An 18,894-nucleotide genomic window follows, 5' to 3' on the forward strand; every position below is an offset into this window, starting at 1 on the left:
GAGATTAATCGTCGAGGAAGCTACGCAGCACTTCAGAACGGCTCGGGTGGCGCAGTTTACGCAGCGCCTTCGCTTCGATCTGACGGATACGTTCGCGGGTAACGTCGAACTGTTTACCCACTTCTTCCAGCGTGTGGTCGGTGTTCATATCAATACCGAAGCGCATACGCAGGACTTTCGCTTCACGTGCGGTCAGGCCAGCCAGTACGTCGTGCGTAGCGGCACGCAGGCTCTCAGTAGTGGCAGAGTCCAGCGGCAGCTCGAGGGTGGTATCCTCGATGAAATCACCCAGATGCGAATCTTCGTCGTCGCCGATTGGCGTTTCCATGGAGATAGGCTCTTTGGCGATCTTCAGCACTTTACGGATTTTGTCTTCCGGCATCAGCATGCGTTCAGCCAGTTCTTCCGGCGTCGGCTCGCGACCCATCTCTTGCAGCATCTGGCGGGAGATACGGTTGAGCTTGTTGATAGTCTCAATCATATGTACCGGGATACGGATGGTACGTGCCTGATCCGCGATCGAACGGGTGATCGCCTGACGGATCCACCAGGTTGCATAGGTGGAGAACTTGTAACCACGACGGTATTCAAACTTATCTACCGCTTTCATCAGACCGATGTTGCCTTCCTGAATCAGATCCAGGAACTGCAGACCACGGTTGGTGTATTTTTTGGCGATAGAGATAACCAGACGCAAGTTTGCTTCAACCATCTCTTTTTTCGCACGGCGGGCTTTCGCTTCACCGATTGACATACGACGGTTGATATCTTTGACCTGCTCAATGGTCAGTCCGGTTTCTTCTTCAATCTGCTGCAGTTTTTGCAGGCCGCGGTGAACATCATCTGCAACGTCGTGCAGTTTTTCAGACCACGGCTTGTTCATTGCGATTGCTGCGTTGAACCAGGTTTCGCTGGTTTCGTTGCCGGTGAACAGAGTAATGAAGTTTTTCTTCGGCATTTTGCACTGCTCAACGCAGAGCTTCATGATCAGACGTTCCTGAGTACGCACACGGTCCATCATGACGCGCATGCTGTTTACCAGGTAGTCGAACTGCTTCGGCACCAGGCGGAACTGTTTGAACACTTCAGACAGCTTCTGAATTTCTTCCTGCGCGGCTGCATGGCTGCGGCCTTTCGCTTTGATAGTGTCACGGGTGATTTCGTACTGAGTACGCAGCTCACCGAATTTCTCACGCGCTAATTCAGGATCGATGCTGTTGTCGTCATCGCTGCTGTCGTCGTCTTCTTCTTCATCTTCGTCTTCGTCGTCATCCATCTCTTCCTGAGAGAGTTCAGAGCCAACGTGCGTCGCTGTTGGTGCCAGGTCTTCTTCCGCGTTCGGATCAACAAAGCCGGTGATCAGATCGGAAAGACGCGCTTCTTCAGCTTCAACGCGATCGTATTGTTCAAGCAGGTAGGTGATGGCTTCCGGGTATTCGGCAACGGAGCATTGAACCTGGTTAATCCCGTCTTCAATACGTTTAGCGATGTCGATTTCGCCTTCACGGGTTAACAGTTCAACGGTACCCATTTCACGCATATACATGCGTACCGGGTCAGTTGTACGGCCGATTTCGGACTCAACGCTGGACAGAACCTGGGCAGCCGCTTCTTCCGCGTCTTCATCGGTGCTGTTGGAGGTTTCGGCAAGCAGCAGATCATCGGCATCCGGTGCTTCTTCCATCACCTGAATACCCATGTCATTGATCATTTGGATGATGTCTTCGATTTGATCTGAATCGACGATATCTTCCGGCAGATGGTCATTGACCTCGGCATAGGTCAGATAGCCTTGCTCCTTACCACGTTGGACAAGAAGCTTCAGCTGTGACTGCGGGTTTTGCTCCATAAGACGGTATCCACACTTAATTCGTTTGATTGGTGTTGGGCGGTAAAACCGCCAACGGCAAAACGAGGGCATACTTATATTTGCCGCTGCCTCTCCGTGCGGCTGTCGGGGTCTTCCCGAACGATATTCGGCAGTTAAGCCGTTAAATACTTCATCCTTCACGTTGTCTCTGCGTTAGCTGCGTTCACTCATCCTGGTCATGTACTGATGTACACTCCCTGGAGTTCGTTCACTTACTGCCTTGATACAACGCGAATGATTTTGTCTTTCGCTTATTTTTTAGCCAGCTCCTGGTTCAGTGTCCAGAGTTCCCGGCGTTCTTCGCTGCTTAAACCGTGTGTGCGCTCACGAGCTATCAACTCTTCCTGGCGCAGTTCAAGCATCGAATCAAACATATGGTTGAGTGAGTCGGTGAAGGTTTTTTCTGCGATATCTTTATCTGCTATATCGTCCCACATCGACAGTTTTTCAAGGGTTGCAGCATCATTTGTGCCGCGATAGTGCTCTAAAAGTTGTCCGGTGGTCAGACCTGGCTGAGACAGACAAGTGTTGACCAGTTCTCTAAATAAGCCAAGTCCGGGTAGCTTATTTTGGTCCAGGGCGCCTAACGGCGGAACCAGCGGTGCTAAGTCCGGGTTTTGCACCAGTAACCCTATCAGTATACGCATGGTAGTGCGTTTTAGCTGTGGAACAGGGCGGGAAGCCCCATTTTCTGCCAGTTTTGGCATTAAACGTTCAAGCTGGCTGTCATCCAGAATGCCGAGCTTGTTCCCTAACTCCTGCCGCAGATAAATACGCAGCGTTTCGCCTGGAACCTGAGTGATCAGCGGCAGTGCTAAAGTGCTTAGCTGTGCACGTCCATCCGGAGTACTCAAATCCACCTGGGGCAGCAGGCTGTTAAATAAAAACGCGGAGAGCGGTAAGGCCTGCTCCATCCGGGTTTCAAATGCCTCTTTCCCTTCTTTACGCACCAGCGTATCGGGATCTTCGCCATCAGGTAAAAACATAAAGCGCAGCTGACGTCCGTCTGTCATGTAAGGCAGTGCGGTTTCCAGCGCGCGCCAGGCAGCATCGCGTCCGGCACGGTCTCCGTCGTAACAGCAAATGACGTTGTTCGTCGCACGGAACAGCAGTTGAATGTGATCGGCGGTGGTTGACGTCCCAAGGGATGCCACGGCGTAGTTAATGCCGAATTGTGCCAGCGCGACCACATCCATATAGCCTTCAACCACTAACAGGCGCTGTGGATCGGCGTTATCCTGTTGGGCTTCATAAAGGCCATACAACTGACGACCTTTATGGAAAATATCGGTTTCCGGGGAGTTCAGGTACTTCGGCAGGGCATCGCCCAGCACGCGTCCACCAAAACCAATCACCCGACCACGTTTGTCGCGGATGGGGAACATAACCCGTTCACGGAAACGATCGTAACTGCGTCCCTGATCGTTGGTGACCAACATACCCGCGTCGATCAGCGATTTGCGATTTTCAGGATTACCGCCAAACCGTTTCAGGACGTTGTCCCAGCCGGGGGGCGCAAAACCAATAGCAAAACGGGTGATCACGTCGCTACTGAGTCCTCGCTTTTCCAGATACTGGCGCGCAGGTGTAGCGGCGGGTTGCATCAGAGACTGTTGATAAAACGTGTTCAGGCCATCCATCAATTGATAAAGACTTTGCCGTTGATGGCGCTCTATCTGACTGGGGCCACTGCCTGCTTCATAAGGCACTTCGAGGTTGTGCATTGCGGCAAGTTCTTCGACGGTTTCCACAAACTCGAGCTTGTCGTAGTTCATGAGAAAATCGACGGCGTTGCCATGCGCGCCACATCCAAAGCAGTGATAAAACTGTTTTTCACCGTTTACGGTGAAAGAGGGGGTTTTTTCGTTATGGAACGGACAGCACGCATGATAATTTTTGCCCTGCTTTTTCAGCTTCACCCGCGCATCGATCAGATCGACAATGTCGGTTCTTGCTAGCAGATCATTAATAAAAACACGTGGAATTCGTCCAGCCATAAGCCCCGTTATTTCTGATGACTATAAACGAAAATAAGCCGCGCATTCCTTTCGGAAGCACGGCCTTACAACTACAACTCGGTCTGAATTGAGAGACTTAGCTCTCAGAAGACTTAGTACAGACGAGTGCGGCGTGCGTTTTCGCGAGCCAGTTTCTTCGCGTGACGTTTCACAGCAGAAGCTTTAGCGCGCTTACGTTCGGTAGTCGGTTTTTCATAGAACTCACGACGACGAACTTCCGCCAGAACACCTGCTTTCTCGCAGGAACGCTTGAAGCGACGCAGTGCTACGTCGAACGGCTCGTTTTCACGTACTTTAATTACCGGCATGTAACTCTCACCTTTAATAAATTCGGTTTGCCGCTGGCATCAACGCCAGCTTATTTCAAAATGGTGCGGAATTTTACTGCAATTGCTGCTGCTTTGTAAAGCACCGACACGATATTGAAAGGGACTTTTATAAGGGTGAGGAGTATACACGACGCTTCTTCCTGGGGCGAACAAAGTTTTACATCAACCCGCATTCGACCTACACTGCGCGGTATTAGAGCGAGGTAAAACAAGACATGCGTGTACTGGGAATTGAAACATCCTGTGATGAAACCGGCATCGCCATTTACGACGATGAAAAAGGTCTTTTAGCCAACCAATTGTATAGTCAGGTGAAATTGCACGCTGACTACGGTGGTGTTGTGCCTGAACTGGCCTCGCGCGATCACGTGCGTAAAACTGTGCCGCTGATTCAGGCTGCGTTAAAAGAAGCGAACCTGACGGCAAAAGATATTGATGCGGTGGCCTATACTGCAGGCCCAGGTCTGGTTGGCGCGCTGCTGGTTGGGGCAACGGTTGGGCGCTCGCTGGCGTTCGCATGGAACGTGCCTGCAATTCCTGTTCACCATATGGAAGGCCATCTGCTGGCACCGATGCTGGAAGATAATCCGCCAGAATTCCCTTTTGTAGCACTGCTGGTTTCCGGTGGACACACACAACTGATTAGCGTTACTGGTATTGGCCAGTATGAACTGCTGGGCGAATCGATTGATGATGCCGCAGGCGAAGCGTTCGATAAAACGGCCAAGCTGTTGGGGCTGGATTATCCTGGCGGCCCGATGCTCTCTAAGCTGGCATCGCAAGGCGTGGAAAAGCGCTTTGTCTTCCCGCGCCCGATGACCGATCGTCCGGGACTGGATTTCAGCTTCTCCGGTCTGAAGACCTTTGCTGCGAACACCATCCGTAATAACGAAAATGACGATCAGACTCGCGCGGATATCGCTCGTGCCTTTGAAGATGCAGTAGTCGATACGCTGATGATCAAGTGCAAACGCGCGTTGGATCAAACCGGTTTTAAACGTCTGGTGATGGCGGGTGGAGTGAGTGCGAACCGTACTCTGCGTGCGAAACTGGCGGAGATGATGCAAAAACGCCGTGGTGAAGTGTTCTATGCGCGCCCGGAATTTTGTACTGATAACGGGGCGATGATCGCCTATGCCGGCATGGTGCGTTTTAAAGCCGGTGCTACGGCAGACCTTGGCGTAACGGTGCGCCCACGCTGGCCGCTGGCGGAATTACCGGCAGCATAAGTTGATATAGTGCCGGATAGCAGTATCCGGCCTACAGATTCCGTAGGCCCGGTAAGCACAGGTTACCGGGCAAGAAAACTACTCCCGCAGCATCCCTTTTTCTTCCAGAAATGTGATTATTTTTTCCAGACCCGCGCCCGTTTTTAAATTAGTAAACGTCCACGGACGCTCGCCGCGCATGCGCATAGTGTCGCGCTCCATAACTGCCAGTGAGGCTCCGACGTAAGGGGCGAGATCGGTTTTGTTGATCACCAGAAAATCAGATTTAGTGATCCCTGGCCCGCCTTTACGTGGGATCTTTTCGCCTTCGGCGACGTCGATCACGTAGATCGTCAGATCCGCTAATTCCGGGCTGAAGGTTGCGCTCAGGTTGTCGCCGCCGCTTTCCACAAAGATCAGCTCCAGATTGCCAAACTTTTTGCTCAGCGCTTCCACCGCAGCCAGATTCATCGAAGCATCTTCGCGGATCGCCGTATGTGGACAGCCGCCGGTTTCCACTCCCACGATTCTTTCCGGCTCCAGCGCCCCCGCTTCGGTGAGAATGCGCTGATCTTCTTTGGTGTAAATATCGTTGGTCACCACAGCCAGTTGGTATGTGTTGCGCATGGCTTTGCATAATGCCTCCAGCAACGCCGTTTTACCGGAACCGACCGGACCACCCACGCCAACGCGCAGGGGATGTTTGTATTCACTCATTTTTTCTCCTCAGGAGCGGAATAATCGGCAATATTGGGTTTCATGTCGGGCAGAGGCGATAGCGGCCAGCGGTGTTGCGGATCCCAGTCCGTCATCAGTACATGTCAGTGCTTGATCCAGGCCCTGCGCATATCGATCGCAAAGCAAAAGAATCAATCGCTGCGCCGCCTGTTGCCCAAAGGGAACCAGTTTGACCCCGGCCATGACGGCGCTCTCGATCCAGCTGTAGCCGAAACTCAGAGCGAGACTAATCAGAGGGATTTTCCAGCGCACGCCCAGCCAGGCCAAACCGCAAAGCTGGCTGTCGGCGAAGATCGCGCGCCATTCCTGGACGCAATCCGGTTCCCAGTCGACCACCAGGCGTGCGAAGGCTGCACCTCTGCTGCGTTCTTCCTCACGCAGTTCTCGGGTTTCCCGACAGGCCAGCAGATATGCCGTCCAGCGGCGGGCGGTACTGATATCATCCAGCTCACAGGCATGGTAAAGGCGGGCCAGCAGTGGTAAATCGACGGAAAAAAAGTTCTGTTCCATCTGTTGGATTTGCCACTGCGCGAAGGTTTCGGTATCTGTTACCCAGCCGATTTCCACCGCCCACTCCAGACCCTGGGACCAGGTAAACGATCCCACCGGTAAGCTACTGCTGGCGAGCTGCATCAGGCGCAGCTGTTGGGTTTCACGCATCAGTGTGCATGACTGTGATGGTGCCCGTGGGACTCGCTGGCATACGCGCCCGCTTCCGGCTCAAAGGGCAGGTGGGCAAACGTGACCTGTAGATCGAACTGGCGCAGCATGTCATCCAGCACATGATCGTGGTGATAGCGCAGTTCATCGGGCAGAATTTGCAGCGGTACGTGACGGTTTCCCAGGTGATAACAGGCTTTAGCGAGCAGAAACGGATCGGCGCAGTGCACGACGGAGACTGCTTCGTTTGCTGCGATAATTTCTACCACTTCTGTACCTTCTGCCGTGCTCAGACGATCACCCCCGCGTAACAACAGACCACGTGGCAGCAGTAAACCCGCCTCACGCCCGTCGTTCAGCCGCACTTTCGCGCGGCTTTTGACGCGAACATCGATGGGCAGCGTCAGCGTGGCGGTTACAGCGGCAGAGGTTTCAATACGTTGCGTCAGAAACAGCATCTCGACTCCTTAAAATAAAAAGTAACGTTGCGCCATCGGCAGCACGTCTGCCGGTTCGCTGGTAATTAATTCACCGTCGATGCGTACCTCATAGGTCTGGGCATCGACGGTAATATTGGGTTGCAGACAGTTGTGGATCATGTCGGCTTTTTTTACCGTCCGGCAGCCTTTTGCCACCGCGATAGCGCTTTGCAAATTGAGCTGCTGTGGGATGTTATGTGTAGCAGCAGCTTGCGAAATAAACGTCAGGCGGCTGTGATGGCGTGCTGCGCCGAGTGCCCCGAACATCATGCGGTAATGCACCGGCTGTGGAGTGGGAATCGAGGCGTTGATATCGCCCATCGGCGCGCAGGCAATCATGCCCCCCTTAATGATCGTGGCGGGCTTCACGCCAAAAAATGCGGGTGACCAGAGCACCAGATCCGCCAGTTTTCCGACCTCTATCGAGCCAACCTCATGGGCGATGCCGTGTGTCAGCGCCGGGTTGATGGTGTATTTGGCGATATAACGTTTAACACGCTGGTTATCGTTGTCGCCGGTCTCTTCCGCCAGCGCGCCGCGCTGGATCTTCATCCGGTGGGCTACCTGCCAGGTTCGCAGGATCACTTCCCCGACACGTCCCATCGCCTGGGAATCTGATGACGTCAGAGAAAACGCGCCAATGTCATGCAGGACGTCTTCGGCAGCGATCGTTTCCCGGCGAATGCGTGACTCGGCAAACGCCACGTCTTCGGCAATATCCGGGTCGAGGTGATGGCAGACCATCAACATGTCCAGATGTTCATCGATCGTATTGACGGTATAAGGCAGCGTCGGGTTGGTGGAAGAGGGTAAAATATTGGCATATGCGCAAGCAGTGATGATATCCGGTGCATGCCCGCCGCCAGCACCTTCAGTGTGGAAGGTATGAATAGTGCGATCGCCGATCGCTGCCAGTGTATCTTCGACGAAGCCGGACTCATTCAACGTATCGCTGTGTAGCGCGACCTGAATGTCCATCTCTTCGGCCACGCTTAACGCACAGTCGATCGCTGCAGGTGTTGCACCCCAGTCCTCATGGATCTTCAGACCGATCGCACCTGCCATTACCTGTTCGCGTAGAGCATCAGGACTCGAGCCGTTGCCTTTGCCCAGAAGACCAATATTGACCGGTAGCGTGTCTGCCGCCTGTAACATCCGGGCGATATACCACGGACCTGGCGTGCAGGTTGTCGCATGGGTCCCGGCAGCAGGACCTGTGCCGCCACCGATCATTGTTGTCACGCCGGAGACCAGCGCCTCTTCTGCCTGTTGTGGGCAGATCCAGTGAATATGGGTATCCACGCCGCCTGCGGTGACGATCTTTCCTTCACCGGCTATCGCTTCCGTCCCCACACCGATCGGGATCGTGACATCGGGCTGTATATCCGGGTTGCCCGCTTTGCCTATAGCGACGATCCTGCCCTCTTTTATGCCGATATCTGCTTTGACGATCCCCCAGTGATCGATGATCAACGCGTTAGTGATCACCAGGTCCACGCACGCCTGAGCGTTCATTTGCCCCTGGCCCATACCATCGCGGATCACCTTTCCACCGCCGAATTTGACCTCCTCACCGTAAGTGGTGAGATCGTTTTCTACTTCGATCCACAGTTCGGTATCTGCCAGACGGACTTTGTCACCAGTGGTGGGGCCAAACATGTCGGCGTAGGCCTGCCGGGATAGATCACTCATTGCCTGCCTCCAGCGCGCCCATCACGTCGCCGCGAAAACCAAAGATCCGCTGTGCACCCGCCACGCGAACCAGTTCGACTTCCCGCTTTTGACCAGGCTCGAAACGTACTGCTGTACCTGCAGGAATATTCAGACGAAAACCTAATGCTTTTGGACGATCAAAACGCAGCGCCGGATTGACCTCATAAAAGTGATAATGCGATCCGACCTGAACGGGGCGATCGCCATGGTTCTCCACCACGATCGTGCGGGTTTCTCTTCCTGCGTTGATGACGATATTTCCCGCCAGAATTTTATATTCACCAGGGATCATGACCGCTCCTTATATGATCGGGTTGTGAACGGTGACCAGCTTCGAACCGTCCGGGAAGGTGGCTTCAACCTGAATGTCCGGGATCATTTCCGGCACCCCCTCCATCACCTGATCGCGGGTCAGAACGTGGCGACCGTCTTCCATCAGTGATGCAACGGTTTTGCCGTCACGCGCACCTTCCATGATGAAGGCGCTAATCAACGCTACCGATTCCGGGTAATTGAGCTTCAGTCCGCGGGCCAGGCGGCGCTCCGCCACCAGCGCAGCAGTAAAGAGCAACAACTTGTCTTTTTCTCTGGGAGTCAGTTCCATAGTGGTTCTCTTATGTTTGCCAGATTCGGGGTAGTACAGGGGGTTTTTGAGTCAGCAGCGGGCGCAGAAACTGCCAGAGGTTGCGCATTACGCGCTGAACGACCAGGTTGTCATTGGCGAGAACGCGTACCGTCAACAATGAGTCGACCACCGTTGCCCCGGTATAATCACCGAGAGGCGCAAGCCGTTCGCGAATGCCATCCAACATGTTTTCTGTGGCCGGATAGCACAGCAGCGTGCCAACCCAGGGCTGACAGGCAAGGGCATTCAGTTCACCGTTTTGAATATGTAGCCGTTCTATCAGCAACGGCAAACCCTCTCGCCACACCTCCAGACGGCTGTGTAGCGAGCCGTGGTTGAAGGCTTCCTGCATCACCGGTCGCCCCAGACAGTAGAGATCCCAGGCCAGCAGACGGCTGTTACTGGCAAGATGAAACGCGGACTGAAGGTTCGCGTGTGCGCCGGGAAAGAGGATCGTATCCTGCGGGAGCCATTCCAGCGTGCTTTGCGGAGCGAGTGTAAAATCCTGGCGCAGTACAGCCAGTGGACCCGAACTGCGATAAAACTTCCCTGCACCGGGCATGGTGATTAACGCGTGGCTTTTGTTATCCAGAGCGACGGAGATATGTAACTCATCGCCTCCGACAATCCCGCCGGGCGGATGAAGTAAATAGAGGTGGCACACGTCTTCTTCCGGGTAGAACGGGCGTTGTACCGTTAGTGGACCAACATGGCGAGCTGAAGCGAGCACTGTTTTGTGCGCGGAACGGGTGAACCGCAGGTCCAGTTCAGCCTGCCAGCCCCGTGTGAGTGTCTCGTGCGCCGCGGTGTCCAGAGCGTTTCCCTTATCAACGTGAGGATGTGTGCATACCAAAAAGTATGCCTCAGCGCACAGGTAAACGGTCATACAAGAAGCTTATGGAAAAAAGGGGCGGCATCATGTCGCCCCAACGAGGTTTACAGCAAAACGAGAGGCATCCAGACCAGACCGGTTATCACCAACAGCACCAGGAAGATCAGGCCGAAAATTGCGCCCAGCCGCCAGTAATCAACCGTTGGTAAATAGCCGCTGCCGTAATAGATCGGGCTTGGACCTGTTGCGTATGGTGTAAGAATACTGCCCAGACCAATTGCAGCCCCTACCATCAGGCAGAATACTGGCAGCGGGATTGCCGGCATTGCCAGTGCGGCAGCAATCATCATTGGAGCCAGTGCGGAGGTATAAGCTGTGGCACTGGCAAAGAAGTAGCGCAGCAGGTAAAACACCACGATCAGTGCCACCATTACCATGATGGGCGAGTAACCGCTTAGTCCGTTCGCCAGTAATTTACCAAACCAGGTAATAAAGCCGGTGTTATTTAGCCCGGTCGCCAGGGTAATCAGTGAGGCCAGCCAGAAAAAGACGTTCCATGCTGCTTTATTACTGACAATGTCATCCCAGGATATGATACGTAGCACCAGCATCAGTGCGACGACGCTGTAACCGACCATTGCGGCATCGATATAATCGCCGCCAAAGATCCACAGCACCAGTGCCCCGACCATCAGTACCAGCATTTTCTTTTCTCGCGAGCAGAGGGGGCCCATCGCGTTAAGTTCCGACTCTGCCCAGAGAGGAACCTGATTGCCTGATTTTAGCACCGGTGGGTACAGCACATACGCCAGCCATGGCACTAACAACACCAGTAAAATGCTCAGCGGCAGCATACCTAAGAACCAGTCGCCCCAGCTTAGTGCGGTATGAGAAGCGCCTTTCATCAGGCCAATCAGCAGCAGGTTTGGCGCCATTGCCGTTAAGAAAATGGCGCTGGTGACGCAGTCAGCGACGATTCCCATCCACATAATATAGGAACCAATAGAGCGAGAACTGGAATCATTCGGCTGTGAATTATACAGCGGCGGCAGGTTACGAATAATCGGATAGATAATTCCTGCACCACGCGCAGAGTTGGAAGGGGTGACGGGAGCGAGGATCAGCTCAGAAAACATCACCGCATAGCCGAGAAACAGCGTGCGATGTCCCATCCTTTTCACCAGCCATAGCGCAATACGCCGACCCAGACCGGTTTTCTCATAACCGGTACCGAACATAAATGCTGCGAAAATCAGCCAGATAACCGAGTTTGAAAAACCAGAAACTGCCCACGACAATGATTTGGCGGTAAATTTAAAACCGTCCTGGGCAAGTTGTTCAGGGCTAAATAACAGCCATGGCGAAAGTACAGCGATGATCGAGATCCCGATCATTGCCACCACAGCGCCTGGTACAGGTTCCAGAATGAGTCCCACAATCACACCGGTAAAGACGGCAAAATAGAGCCAGGTATGACTCTCAAGACCAGTGGGAACGGGCAGAACAGCAATAATGGCGATGACCACCAGCGGAGCCAGGTATCGCCACCAACCAGCTAAAGGTGCCATTGTTGTATCCCTGCGAAAAGAGGAGAGGCATCACGCCTCTCCGGGAGGGTTATTTGATGTAGTGCACGTGCTCGCAGATCTCGTCCACGATAGGGTCGCGACGTTCAGCGAACAGCTTTTTGTTTTCAGCGATCAGGTTGTTACCGTGGGTATCGATGGAGACAATCAGCGGACCGAACTCTTTTACCCGACAAACCCATAGCGATTCCGGCATCCCAAGCTCCGTCCAGTGCACTTCTTCGATCTCTTCAACCTGCGTTGCGGCAACTACCGCACACCCTGCGGGGAAGATCACATGCAGCGCTTTAAACTGCTTACATCCTTCTTCAGTCAACGGCCCCATGCCACCTTTACCGACGACCAGTTTCACGCCAGTTTGCTCAATGAACTCTTTCTCAAAGGCCTCCATACGCATGCTGGTGGTTGGACCGACGGAGACCATCTCCCATTTTTCCCCGTTCTTACGCACGATAGGCCCGGCGTGGAAGATCGCTTTACCGTTGAGGTCGAAAGGAATAGGACGTTTAAGCTCGATCAGGCGGCGATGACATACGTCACGGCAGGTGACCAGCGTACCGGTAAGGTAAATCACATCGCCAACGCGAATATCTTCCAGGTCTTCGGCTTTGATCGGGGTTGTCAGGATCTTTTTCATAACGCGCTCCGGGTGTGAGACAGATTTTCGAAGGAGAGATCGGCATGAACCAGCAGCGTGCCGCGACGATGCGCCCAGCAGCCGGTAGAAACGGCGACACCAATCGTCGATGGATGACGTGCAGCGGATTCAATATGTACACCCATGACGGAACTATTGCCGGTTAGCCCCTGTGGACCAATCCCCAGACGGTTAAGTCCCTCTTCCAGACGCAGTTCCAGCTCAGCGGCTTTTGGATTTGGGTGGCGTGTTCCAATAGGACGCAGAACGGCCTTACGTGAGAGCACGGCAGCGGTTTCCACGGAAGTGGCGATACCAACGCCTACCAGCACTGGCGGGCAGGCGTTTACCGCCAGTGTTGAAATGTTTTCGAAGACAAATTTCACCACGCCTTCATAACCTTCGGAGGGCATTAACACTTTGGAACGTCCTGGTAACGTACAGCCTCCACCTGCCATATAGACTTCGATTTCAGCATCATCACCGTCAGGGATGATGTCCCAGGTCACCCACGGCACGCCGGTACCGGTATTTTTCCCGGTATTTACTTCGTCAAAAATCTCTACTGCGTTATGGCGCAGCGGTGCTTTTACCGTGGCATCTTCAACGGCCTGCTTAAGAATGCTTTGCAGTTCACCCAGGAGAGGAAAACGTGAACCGACCTTCACAAAGAACATGATCTCACCGGTGTCCTGACACGCCGGGCGATTCAGGTCGATAGCTTTTTGCATGTTATCGAACATGGTGTGATAGATAATTTTGCCCATGGGCGAGGTTTCGCCTTCCCGTAGCTGTTTTAATTTATCCACAACGTCATCGGGCATCCGGGTAGAAATCATGGCGGTAAAATCAGCGACAATGTTAGTCAACGTCTTTATCGCATTTTGGTTATTTTGATTGCTCATCATGTCAACTCCAGTTCTTTTATTTATCTGGAAATAAATTCTCCGCCACAAACTACCACTAAAAATGTGGTTTTATATTTTTTGCTGCTGTGAATATCTAATTAACAGTTCGTGAATGATGTCAAAATAAGGCGCTGAAAATTGCGCAAGGGCAGGGTTTAATTTGTTACGGGGAATTACACTGCGACTAACACTATCCACGGATATTCAGAACATGCTGAACACTTATCCCTTAGCCAAAGACCTGCAGGTACTGGTGGACATTGTTCATACCGGAAGCTTTAGCGCTGCCGCCGCGACGCTGGGGCAAACACCTGCGTTTGTGACGAAACGCATTCAGATCCTTGAGCAAACGTTGGGGACTACACTGCTGAGCCGCTCTGCTCGGGGTGTGACACTAACGGAAAGTGGGCAGCGATGTTATGAACATGCGCTGGAGATCCTCGCCCGTTATCAGCACCTGGTGGATGACGTCACACGAATCAAAACACGCCCGGAAGGGATGATCCGTATCGGCTGTAGTTTTGGGTTTGGGCGTAGTTATATCGCCCCGGCTATTACCGAATTAATGCACAGTTATCCCGAATTACAGGTACATTTTGAGCTTTACGATCGGCAAATTGATTTAGCTCAGGATAATATCGATCTGGATATTCGTATTAATGATGAAATCCCAGACTATTATATTGCGCATTTGTTAACGAAAAATAAAAGAATATTGTGTGCAGCACCGATGTATTTACATAAATACGGTCAGCCGATGACGCTACAGGAATTAAGCCACCATGATTGCCTGGTGACGAAAGAACGCGATATGACGCATGGGATATGGGAACTTAATAATGGGCAGGAGAAAAAATCGGTTAAGGTCGCAGGGCATCTGTCTTCTAACAGCGGTGAGATTGTGTTGCAGTGGGCGCTGCAAGGAAAGGGAATTATGTTGCGCTCCGAGTGGGATGTTCTGCCATTCCTGAAAAGCGGCGAGCTGGTACGTGTGCTACCGGATTATGCGCAAAGCGCCAATATTTGGGCGGTATATCGGGAGCCGTTATACCGTAGCACCAAGCTAAGAGTGTGTGTGGAGTTTCTGGCGACATGGTGTCAGCACCGATTGGGTAAACCTGGTGAAGGATATCAGGTTCCTTAGGCCGGATAAGACGCGCTAGCCTCGCCATCCGGCAGCAATTACTCGGGATCTTTTTCGCGTTTTTTCTTCAACTTGGTCCAGATTTTCGGTTCCTGACGACGCCACAGACGCTGGATATTGTCATGATGGCGCAGCAGAATTAAGCACGACAACATAGAGACCGGGAAAGTGAACTGGGGTTTGAACCACCAGACATAAAACGGGGCAATCAGGGCGCTGACGATAGCCCCTAACGAAGAATAGCCGCTCAATAATACGGTTAGCAGCCACGTTCCCGCCATTACGCCAGTAAGGTCCCAGCCTATTGGCGCTATCGCACCAAACGCAGTGGCTACGCCTTTACCGCCTTTAAAGCCAAAGAATACCGGCCAAATGTGGCCCAGACAGGCGGCGATAGCGATCAATCCCAACCAGAAGGGACTGACGCCTAGCGCATATGCGCCCCACACGGGTAACATACCCTTCAGGACGTCGAAAATCAGCACGGCTACGGCTGCTCCCTTGCCACCTATACGCAACACGTTTGTTGCGCCGGGGTTACCGGAGCCGCTGTCGCGTGGGTCGGGTAAACCCGCGAGGCGGCAGACCAGAATGGCACTGGAAATTGAGCCGCAGAGGTACGCGAAGATGATCATTCCAGGCGCGATTGCACTCATAAGCTGTTCCGTTTTGAAAATGTCGTGTAAAACGCTACTTCTGTGGATAATACGCATATTTCGCCGGAAGTGGTATCCGGGTTAGCCAAAAAGCAGGCAGGTCGTGATGGATATTGTATTTATAGAGCAACTTTCGGTAATCACCACTATCGGTGTTTACGACTGGGAACAAACCATCGAACAAAAACTGGTGTTCGATATCGAAATGGCGTGGGATAACCGCAAATCGGCCAAAAGCGACGATGTTGCTGATTGTCTAAGCTATGCTGATATAGCTCAAACCGTTGTCAGCCACGTGGAAGGCGGGCGATTTGCGCTGGTCGAACGTGTGGCAGAAGAAGTGGCGGAGTTGCTATTGAGTCGTTTTAATTCTCCATGGGTGCGTATCAAACTCAGTAAACCTGGGGCGGTGGCACGCGCGGCAAACGTTGGGGGGATCATTGAGCGTGGCAATACTCTGAAAGAAAATAATTAACTTAATAATATATAAACCAAACGTGTATAAAAGGGTCTTAAAGCAGGCTCTTTTTTTATTGTCCGTTTTTTTTATTTAGGGGTTTATTGATGAGCGATATGCACTCGCTGCTGGTGGCGGCCATTTTGGGTGTGGTTGAGGGGCTGACGGAGTTTTTACCTGTCTCCAGTACAGGCCATATGATTATTGTTGGCCATCTGCTGGGGTTTGAAGGTGATACCGCAAAAACATTTGAGGTGGTGATCCAACTGGGATCTATTCTGGCAGTTGTGGTGATGTTCTGGCGGCGTTTGTTTGGCCTGATTGGCATCCATTTCGGCAAGCCCCCGCATGAAGGCACTGGCAAAGGACGTCTGACGTTGGGACATATTTTGCTGGGGATGATTCCGGCAGTCGTGTTGGGATTAGTGTTCCACGACATGATTAAGTCGCTGTTTAACCCAATTAACGTTATGTACGCACTGGTGGTCGGCGGTTTGTTGTTGATTGCTGCAGAATGCCTGAAACCCAAGGAACCGCGAGCACCGGGGTTGGATGATATGACTTATCGTCAGGCATTTATGATCGGTTGTTTCCAGTGTCTGGCTCTGTGGCCGGGCTTTTCGCGTTCTGGTGCGACTATCTCTGGTGGGATGCTGATGGGGGTGAGTCGATATGCCGCATCTGAATTTTCGTTCCTGCTGGCAGTACCGATGATGATGGGCGCAACGGCGCTGGATCTCTACAAAAGCTGGTCGTTCCTGACGACAGCTGATATTCCTATGTTTGCTGTGGGCTTCGTGACGGCTTTTGTCGTGGCGCTGGTGGCGATCAAAACCTTCCTGCAATTGATTAAACGTATTTCGTTCATTCCGTTTGCGATTTACCGCTTTATTGTGGCTGCCGCTGTTTACGTTGTGTTCTTCTGAGTTTGCCATGGTGCCGGATGGTGACGCTTACTCGTCTTATCCGGCCACGCCTGCTGGGTAAGCGCTGAACGCTGCGTCAGTTATTACGTTTTCGGGCAACGTTGCTCTTTCCAGGCCGCTACTGCGGCAATGCGACGTCGGGTCAACTCTTCGCGAATTGCCGGTCCTTTAAATCCTGCTTCGACGACATCTTTTGTAGGAACTGCCTGCGCTGTCAGCCAGGCTTCGCGCAGCCAGCGGCCTTGCGGGTAATCTACCGCTTCGAAACCGGTTCGACCACGCACATCGGCCTCACTGGTCAGAGCTATTTGTTCCACACGATGTGGTTTACGCCAGGCATCGATGGAATCGAATAGCTTAACGATGGTTTTCGGCTGCAGTATCGGGAAGGTATGAATGAGATCGTGAAACTCGGCCACCAGTTTGGCTAAATCACGAATGTCATTTGGTACGCGCAAACGCTGGCACAATTGCTCTACCAGCTTAACACCTGCCGGGCCATGGCCGTGATGGCGAGGCCAGAGTGAGGGCGGTGTGAGTGATTTACCAAGATCATGACAAAGCGTGGCGAAACGCACGTCAACTTCCTGGCTCAGCATGGCGGCCATCGACAGTGTCATTAGGGTGTGTATTCCGGTATCGATTTCTGGATGCCATTTTGCCGGTGCCGGTACGCCAAACAGAGCGTCTATTTCAGGAAACAGTACGCGTAAGGCACCGCAATCGCGAAGCACCTGGAAAAAGACCTGCGGATTGCGGGTGGTTAAGGCACTCTCAGTTTCTTTCCACACACGTTCTGGCGTAAGGTGCTCCAGTTCCCCTGCGTGGGTCATCTCCCGCATCAGCGCCATCGTTTCGTCGGCGATACGAAAACTAAGATGTGCATAGCGGGCAGCAAAGCGCGCCACACGCAGCACACGCAGCGGATCTTCGCTAAAGGCTGGAGAAACATGGCGCAACAGGCGGTTTTCGAGATCGCTACGTCCGTTATACGGGTCGATAATTTCCCCGTCATCGTCGCGAGCCAGGGCGTTTATCGTCAGGTCTCGTCGTTGGAGATCAGCTTCCAGCGTCACGTCTGAAGCGGCATAACAGGTAAACCCGGTATAGCCTGAGCCTGATTTTCTTTCGGTACGCGCCAGCGCATACTCTTCACGAGTTTTCGGATGGAGAAAAACAGGAAAATCGCGGCCTACCTGCTGGTAGCCCGCGTCAAGCATCTCTTGTGGCGTGGTACCGACAACAACCCAGTCTTTATCTTTAATCGGTAGCCCTAATAACGCATCCCGAACAGCACCACCGACCAGATAAATCTTCACGCCACTTTCCTTTTGAAAAAGTTAATCCCTTAATAATATGTCAGTGTGGCAGAGAAGGCGATTCAGTTCATCCAGCGATCTTTGCGTTTACGTGTTGGGATCATATGTGGCAGCACCAGACCGAGCAGCAGACCGAGTCCTAGCACGCCGCCGCCATACATAAACCACTGCATGATGATGGTACGCTGCTTGTCATCAAGCTGCAGGTTGGCTGCGCTGACTTTCTTTTGTGCCACAATAAGCTCGTTCTTCAGCTTCTGGTTTTCTGCTTTCAATCCATCGATCACGCTGTCGCTTTGCGCCACTTTTTGCTGCATATCGGCGGTGCGCTGATTCCAGGTGGTATCGATATTAGTGAGCTTATCGGTCAGAACTTTAACCTGATTTTCTAAGTCCGGGACGCGGGTGCGCAGGCTTGGCGTACTGTTCAGCTCTTTCAGTGGGATCCAGGCGGTACGCCCGGTACTGTCTTTGACCTGCGCGTAGTTGGTGCTGGCGTCGGTCTGTAATAGCGTAACTTCCTCGCCGGCGTTAACCGTACCCACGAGGCGATAGTTATCTCCTGGACCACTGCGGACCCAGGTGTTCAGTTCGTCAGAAACATAGCGCTTTTCTTCGGCATGGGAGACGGCAGTGGCGCTAAGTGCGAGTAAAGTTAATCCAATCAGGCGTAATTTTGGCATCAGGCTGTCGTTGTTGTCATAGAAAGTGGAACGATAGTAGTGGCAACAGTGTCTCTACGCAAAGCATTAGACATCAATCGGAATCATCTGTGTCCTTTTTGCCACC

At 52.7% G+C, this 18,894-nt stretch carries 20 protein-coding genes; 4 read left to right on the top strand and 16 right to left on the bottom strand.

The annotated features are described in order from the left end of the window. Positions 1-4: 4 nt before the first annotated feature. From rpoD to rpsU, 3 genes are all read right to left on the bottom strand, one after another. The gene (gene rpoD / locus LG384_RS20690) at positions 5-1,849 is read right to left on the bottom strand and encodes an RNA polymerase sigma factor RpoD (RefSeq protein ID WP_045447727.1); all 1,845 of its coding nucleotides are present in this window, start codon (positions 1,847-1,849) and stop codon (positions 5-7) included. A 272-nt stretch (positions 1,850-2,121) separates the two neighbouring features. Continuing rightward, positions 2,122-3,867, bottom strand: coding sequence for a DNA primase (dnaG, locus tag LG384_RS20695; protein ID WP_045447725.1), 1,746 nt, complete (start codon positions 3,865-3,867; stop codon positions 2,122-2,124). A gap of 113 nt (positions 3,868-3,980) precedes the next feature. Then, the gene (gene rpsU / locus LG384_RS20700; RefSeq protein WP_001144069.1) at positions 3,981-4,196 is read right to left on the bottom strand and encodes a 30S ribosomal protein S21; all 216 of its coding nucleotides are present in this window, start codon (positions 4,194-4,196) and stop codon (positions 3,981-3,983) included. 236 nt (positions 4,197-4,432) lie between these two features. Here rpsU and tsaD point away from each other — a divergent pair, with 236 nt between their 5' ends. Next, positions 4,433-5,446, top strand: a complete 1,014-nt coding sequence (gene tsaD / locus LG384_RS20705; RefSeq protein WP_045447717.1) for a tRNA (adenosine(37)-N6)-threonylcarbamoyltransferase complex transferase subunit TsaD — start codon at positions 4,433-4,435, stop codon at positions 5,444-5,446. Between the two features lie 78 nt (positions 5,447-5,524). Here the strand turns inward: tsaD and ureG are convergent, their stop codons facing one another. Genes ureG through ttdA form a run of 10 tightly spaced genes read right to left on the bottom strand, consistent with a single transcriptional unit; the run spans position 5,525 to position 13,603 of the window. After that, entirely contained in the window at positions 5,525-6,142 is a 618-nt protein-coding gene (gene ureG, locus LG384_RS20710; protein ID WP_045447714.1) for an urease accessory protein UreG, read from the bottom strand. A 9-nt stretch (positions 6,143-6,151) separates the two neighbouring features. Continuing rightward, positions 6,152-6,823: an urease accessory protein UreF gene (locus tag LG384_RS20715; protein ID WP_225761445.1), complete on the bottom strand. Its 672-nt coding sequence runs from the start codon at positions 6,821-6,823 to the stop codon at positions 6,152-6,154. Then, positions 6,823-7,281 (bottom strand): urease accessory protein UreE, encoded by a 459-nt coding sequence (gene ureE / locus LG384_RS20720; RefSeq protein ID WP_225761446.1) that lies wholly within the window; start codon positions 7,279-7,281, stop codon positions 6,823-6,825. Before ureE ends, LG384_RS20715 begins: the two co-directional genes overlap by 1 nt. Positions 7,282-7,290: 9 nt before the next feature. Continuing rightward, positions 7,291-8,994 carry an urease subunit alpha gene (gene ureC / locus LG384_RS20725; RefSeq protein WP_048220527.1) on the bottom strand — a complete coding sequence of 568 codons (1,704 nt, stop codon included), beginning with the start codon at positions 8,992-8,994 and terminating at the stop codon, positions 7,291-7,293. Next, entirely contained in the window at positions 8,987-9,307 is a 321-nt protein-coding gene (locus tag LG384_RS20730) for an urease subunit beta (protein ID WP_045447692.1), read from the bottom strand. The genes ureC and LG384_RS20730 overlap by 8 nt, the downstream gene beginning before the upstream one ends. 9 nt (positions 9,308-9,316) lie before the next feature. Further along, positions 9,317-9,619, bottom strand: coding sequence for an urease subunit gamma (locus tag LG384_RS20735; protein WP_045447688.1), 303 nt, complete (start codon positions 9,617-9,619; stop codon positions 9,317-9,319). 10 nt (positions 9,620-9,629) lie between these two features. Beyond that, positions 9,630-10,526: an urease accessory protein UreD gene (locus tag LG384_RS20740; RefSeq protein ID WP_197086119.1), complete on the bottom strand. Its 897-nt coding sequence runs from the start codon at positions 10,524-10,526 to the stop codon at positions 9,630-9,632. Positions 10,527-10,576: 50 nt separating this feature from the next. Continuing rightward, complete coding sequence (locus tag LG384_RS20745) at positions 10,577-12,040, bottom strand: anion permease (RefSeq protein WP_045447686.1); 1,464 nt, start codon at positions 12,038-12,040, stop codon at positions 10,577-10,579. Between the two features lie 49 nt (positions 12,041-12,089). Next, the gene (gene ttdB / locus LG384_RS20750) at positions 12,090-12,695 is read right to left on the bottom strand and encodes a L(+)-tartrate dehydratase subunit beta (RefSeq protein ID WP_045447683.1); all 606 of its coding nucleotides are present in this window, start codon (positions 12,693-12,695) and stop codon (positions 12,090-12,092) included. Beyond that, a complete protein-coding gene (gene ttdA / locus LG384_RS20755; RefSeq protein WP_370637214.1) occupies positions 12,692-13,603 on the bottom strand; it encodes a L(+)-tartrate dehydratase subunit alpha in 912 nt (303 codons plus the stop codon). Before ttdA ends, ttdB begins: the two co-directional genes overlap by 4 nt. Positions 13,604-13,814: 211 nt before the next feature. Between ttdA and LG384_RS20760 the strand changes: the two genes are divergently transcribed. Then, complete coding sequence (locus LG384_RS20760; RefSeq protein WP_200010017.1) at positions 13,815-14,747, top strand: LysR family transcriptional regulator; 933 nt, start codon at positions 13,815-13,817, stop codon at positions 14,745-14,747. A gap of 38 nt (positions 14,748-14,785) precedes the next feature. Here LG384_RS20760 and plsY read toward each other — a convergent pair whose 3' ends face one another. Then, complete coding sequence (plsY, locus tag LG384_RS20765) at positions 14,786-15,403, bottom strand: glycerol-3-phosphate 1-O-acyltransferase PlsY (RefSeq protein ID WP_045449781.1); 618 nt, start codon at positions 15,401-15,403, stop codon at positions 14,786-14,788. Between the two features lie 106 nt (positions 15,404-15,509). Between plsY and folB the strand changes: the two genes are divergently transcribed. Further along, a complete protein-coding gene (gene folB, locus LG384_RS20770) occupies positions 15,510-15,878 on the top strand; it encodes a bifunctional dihydroneopterin aldolase/7,8-dihydroneopterin epimerase (protein ID WP_225761447.1) in 369 nt (122 codons plus the stop codon). Positions 15,879-15,967: 89 nt separating this feature from the next. Next, the gene (gene bacA, locus LG384_RS20775; protein ID WP_225761448.1) at positions 15,968-16,786 is read left to right on the top strand and encodes an undecaprenyl-diphosphate phosphatase; all 819 of its coding nucleotides are present in this window, start codon (positions 15,968-15,970) and stop codon (positions 16,784-16,786) included. Between the two features lie 83 nt (positions 16,787-16,869). On the opposite strand, the gene LG384_RS20780 is transcribed toward bacA, so the two are convergent. Together LG384_RS20780 and LG384_RS20785 are read right to left on the bottom strand one after the other, a co-directional pair. After that, a complete protein-coding gene (locus LG384_RS20780) occupies positions 16,870-18,105 on the bottom strand; it encodes a multifunctional CCA addition/repair protein (protein ID WP_045447671.1) in 1,236 nt (411 codons plus the stop codon). A 62-nt stretch (positions 18,106-18,167) separates the two neighbouring features. Continuing rightward, positions 18,168-18,788, bottom strand: a complete 621-nt coding sequence (locus tag LG384_RS20785; RefSeq protein ID WP_045447669.1) for a TIGR04211 family SH3 domain-containing protein — start codon at positions 18,786-18,788, stop codon at positions 18,168-18,170. Between the last annotated feature and the right edge of the window lie 106 nt (positions 18,789-18,894).

Origin of the sequence: Citrobacter sp. Marseille-Q3906 (genome assembly GCF_916618775.1) — a bacterium.
GTDB classification, from domain to species: domain Bacteria; phylum Pseudomonadota; class Gammaproteobacteria; order Enterobacterales; family Enterobacteriaceae; genus Citrobacter; species Citrobacter murliniae.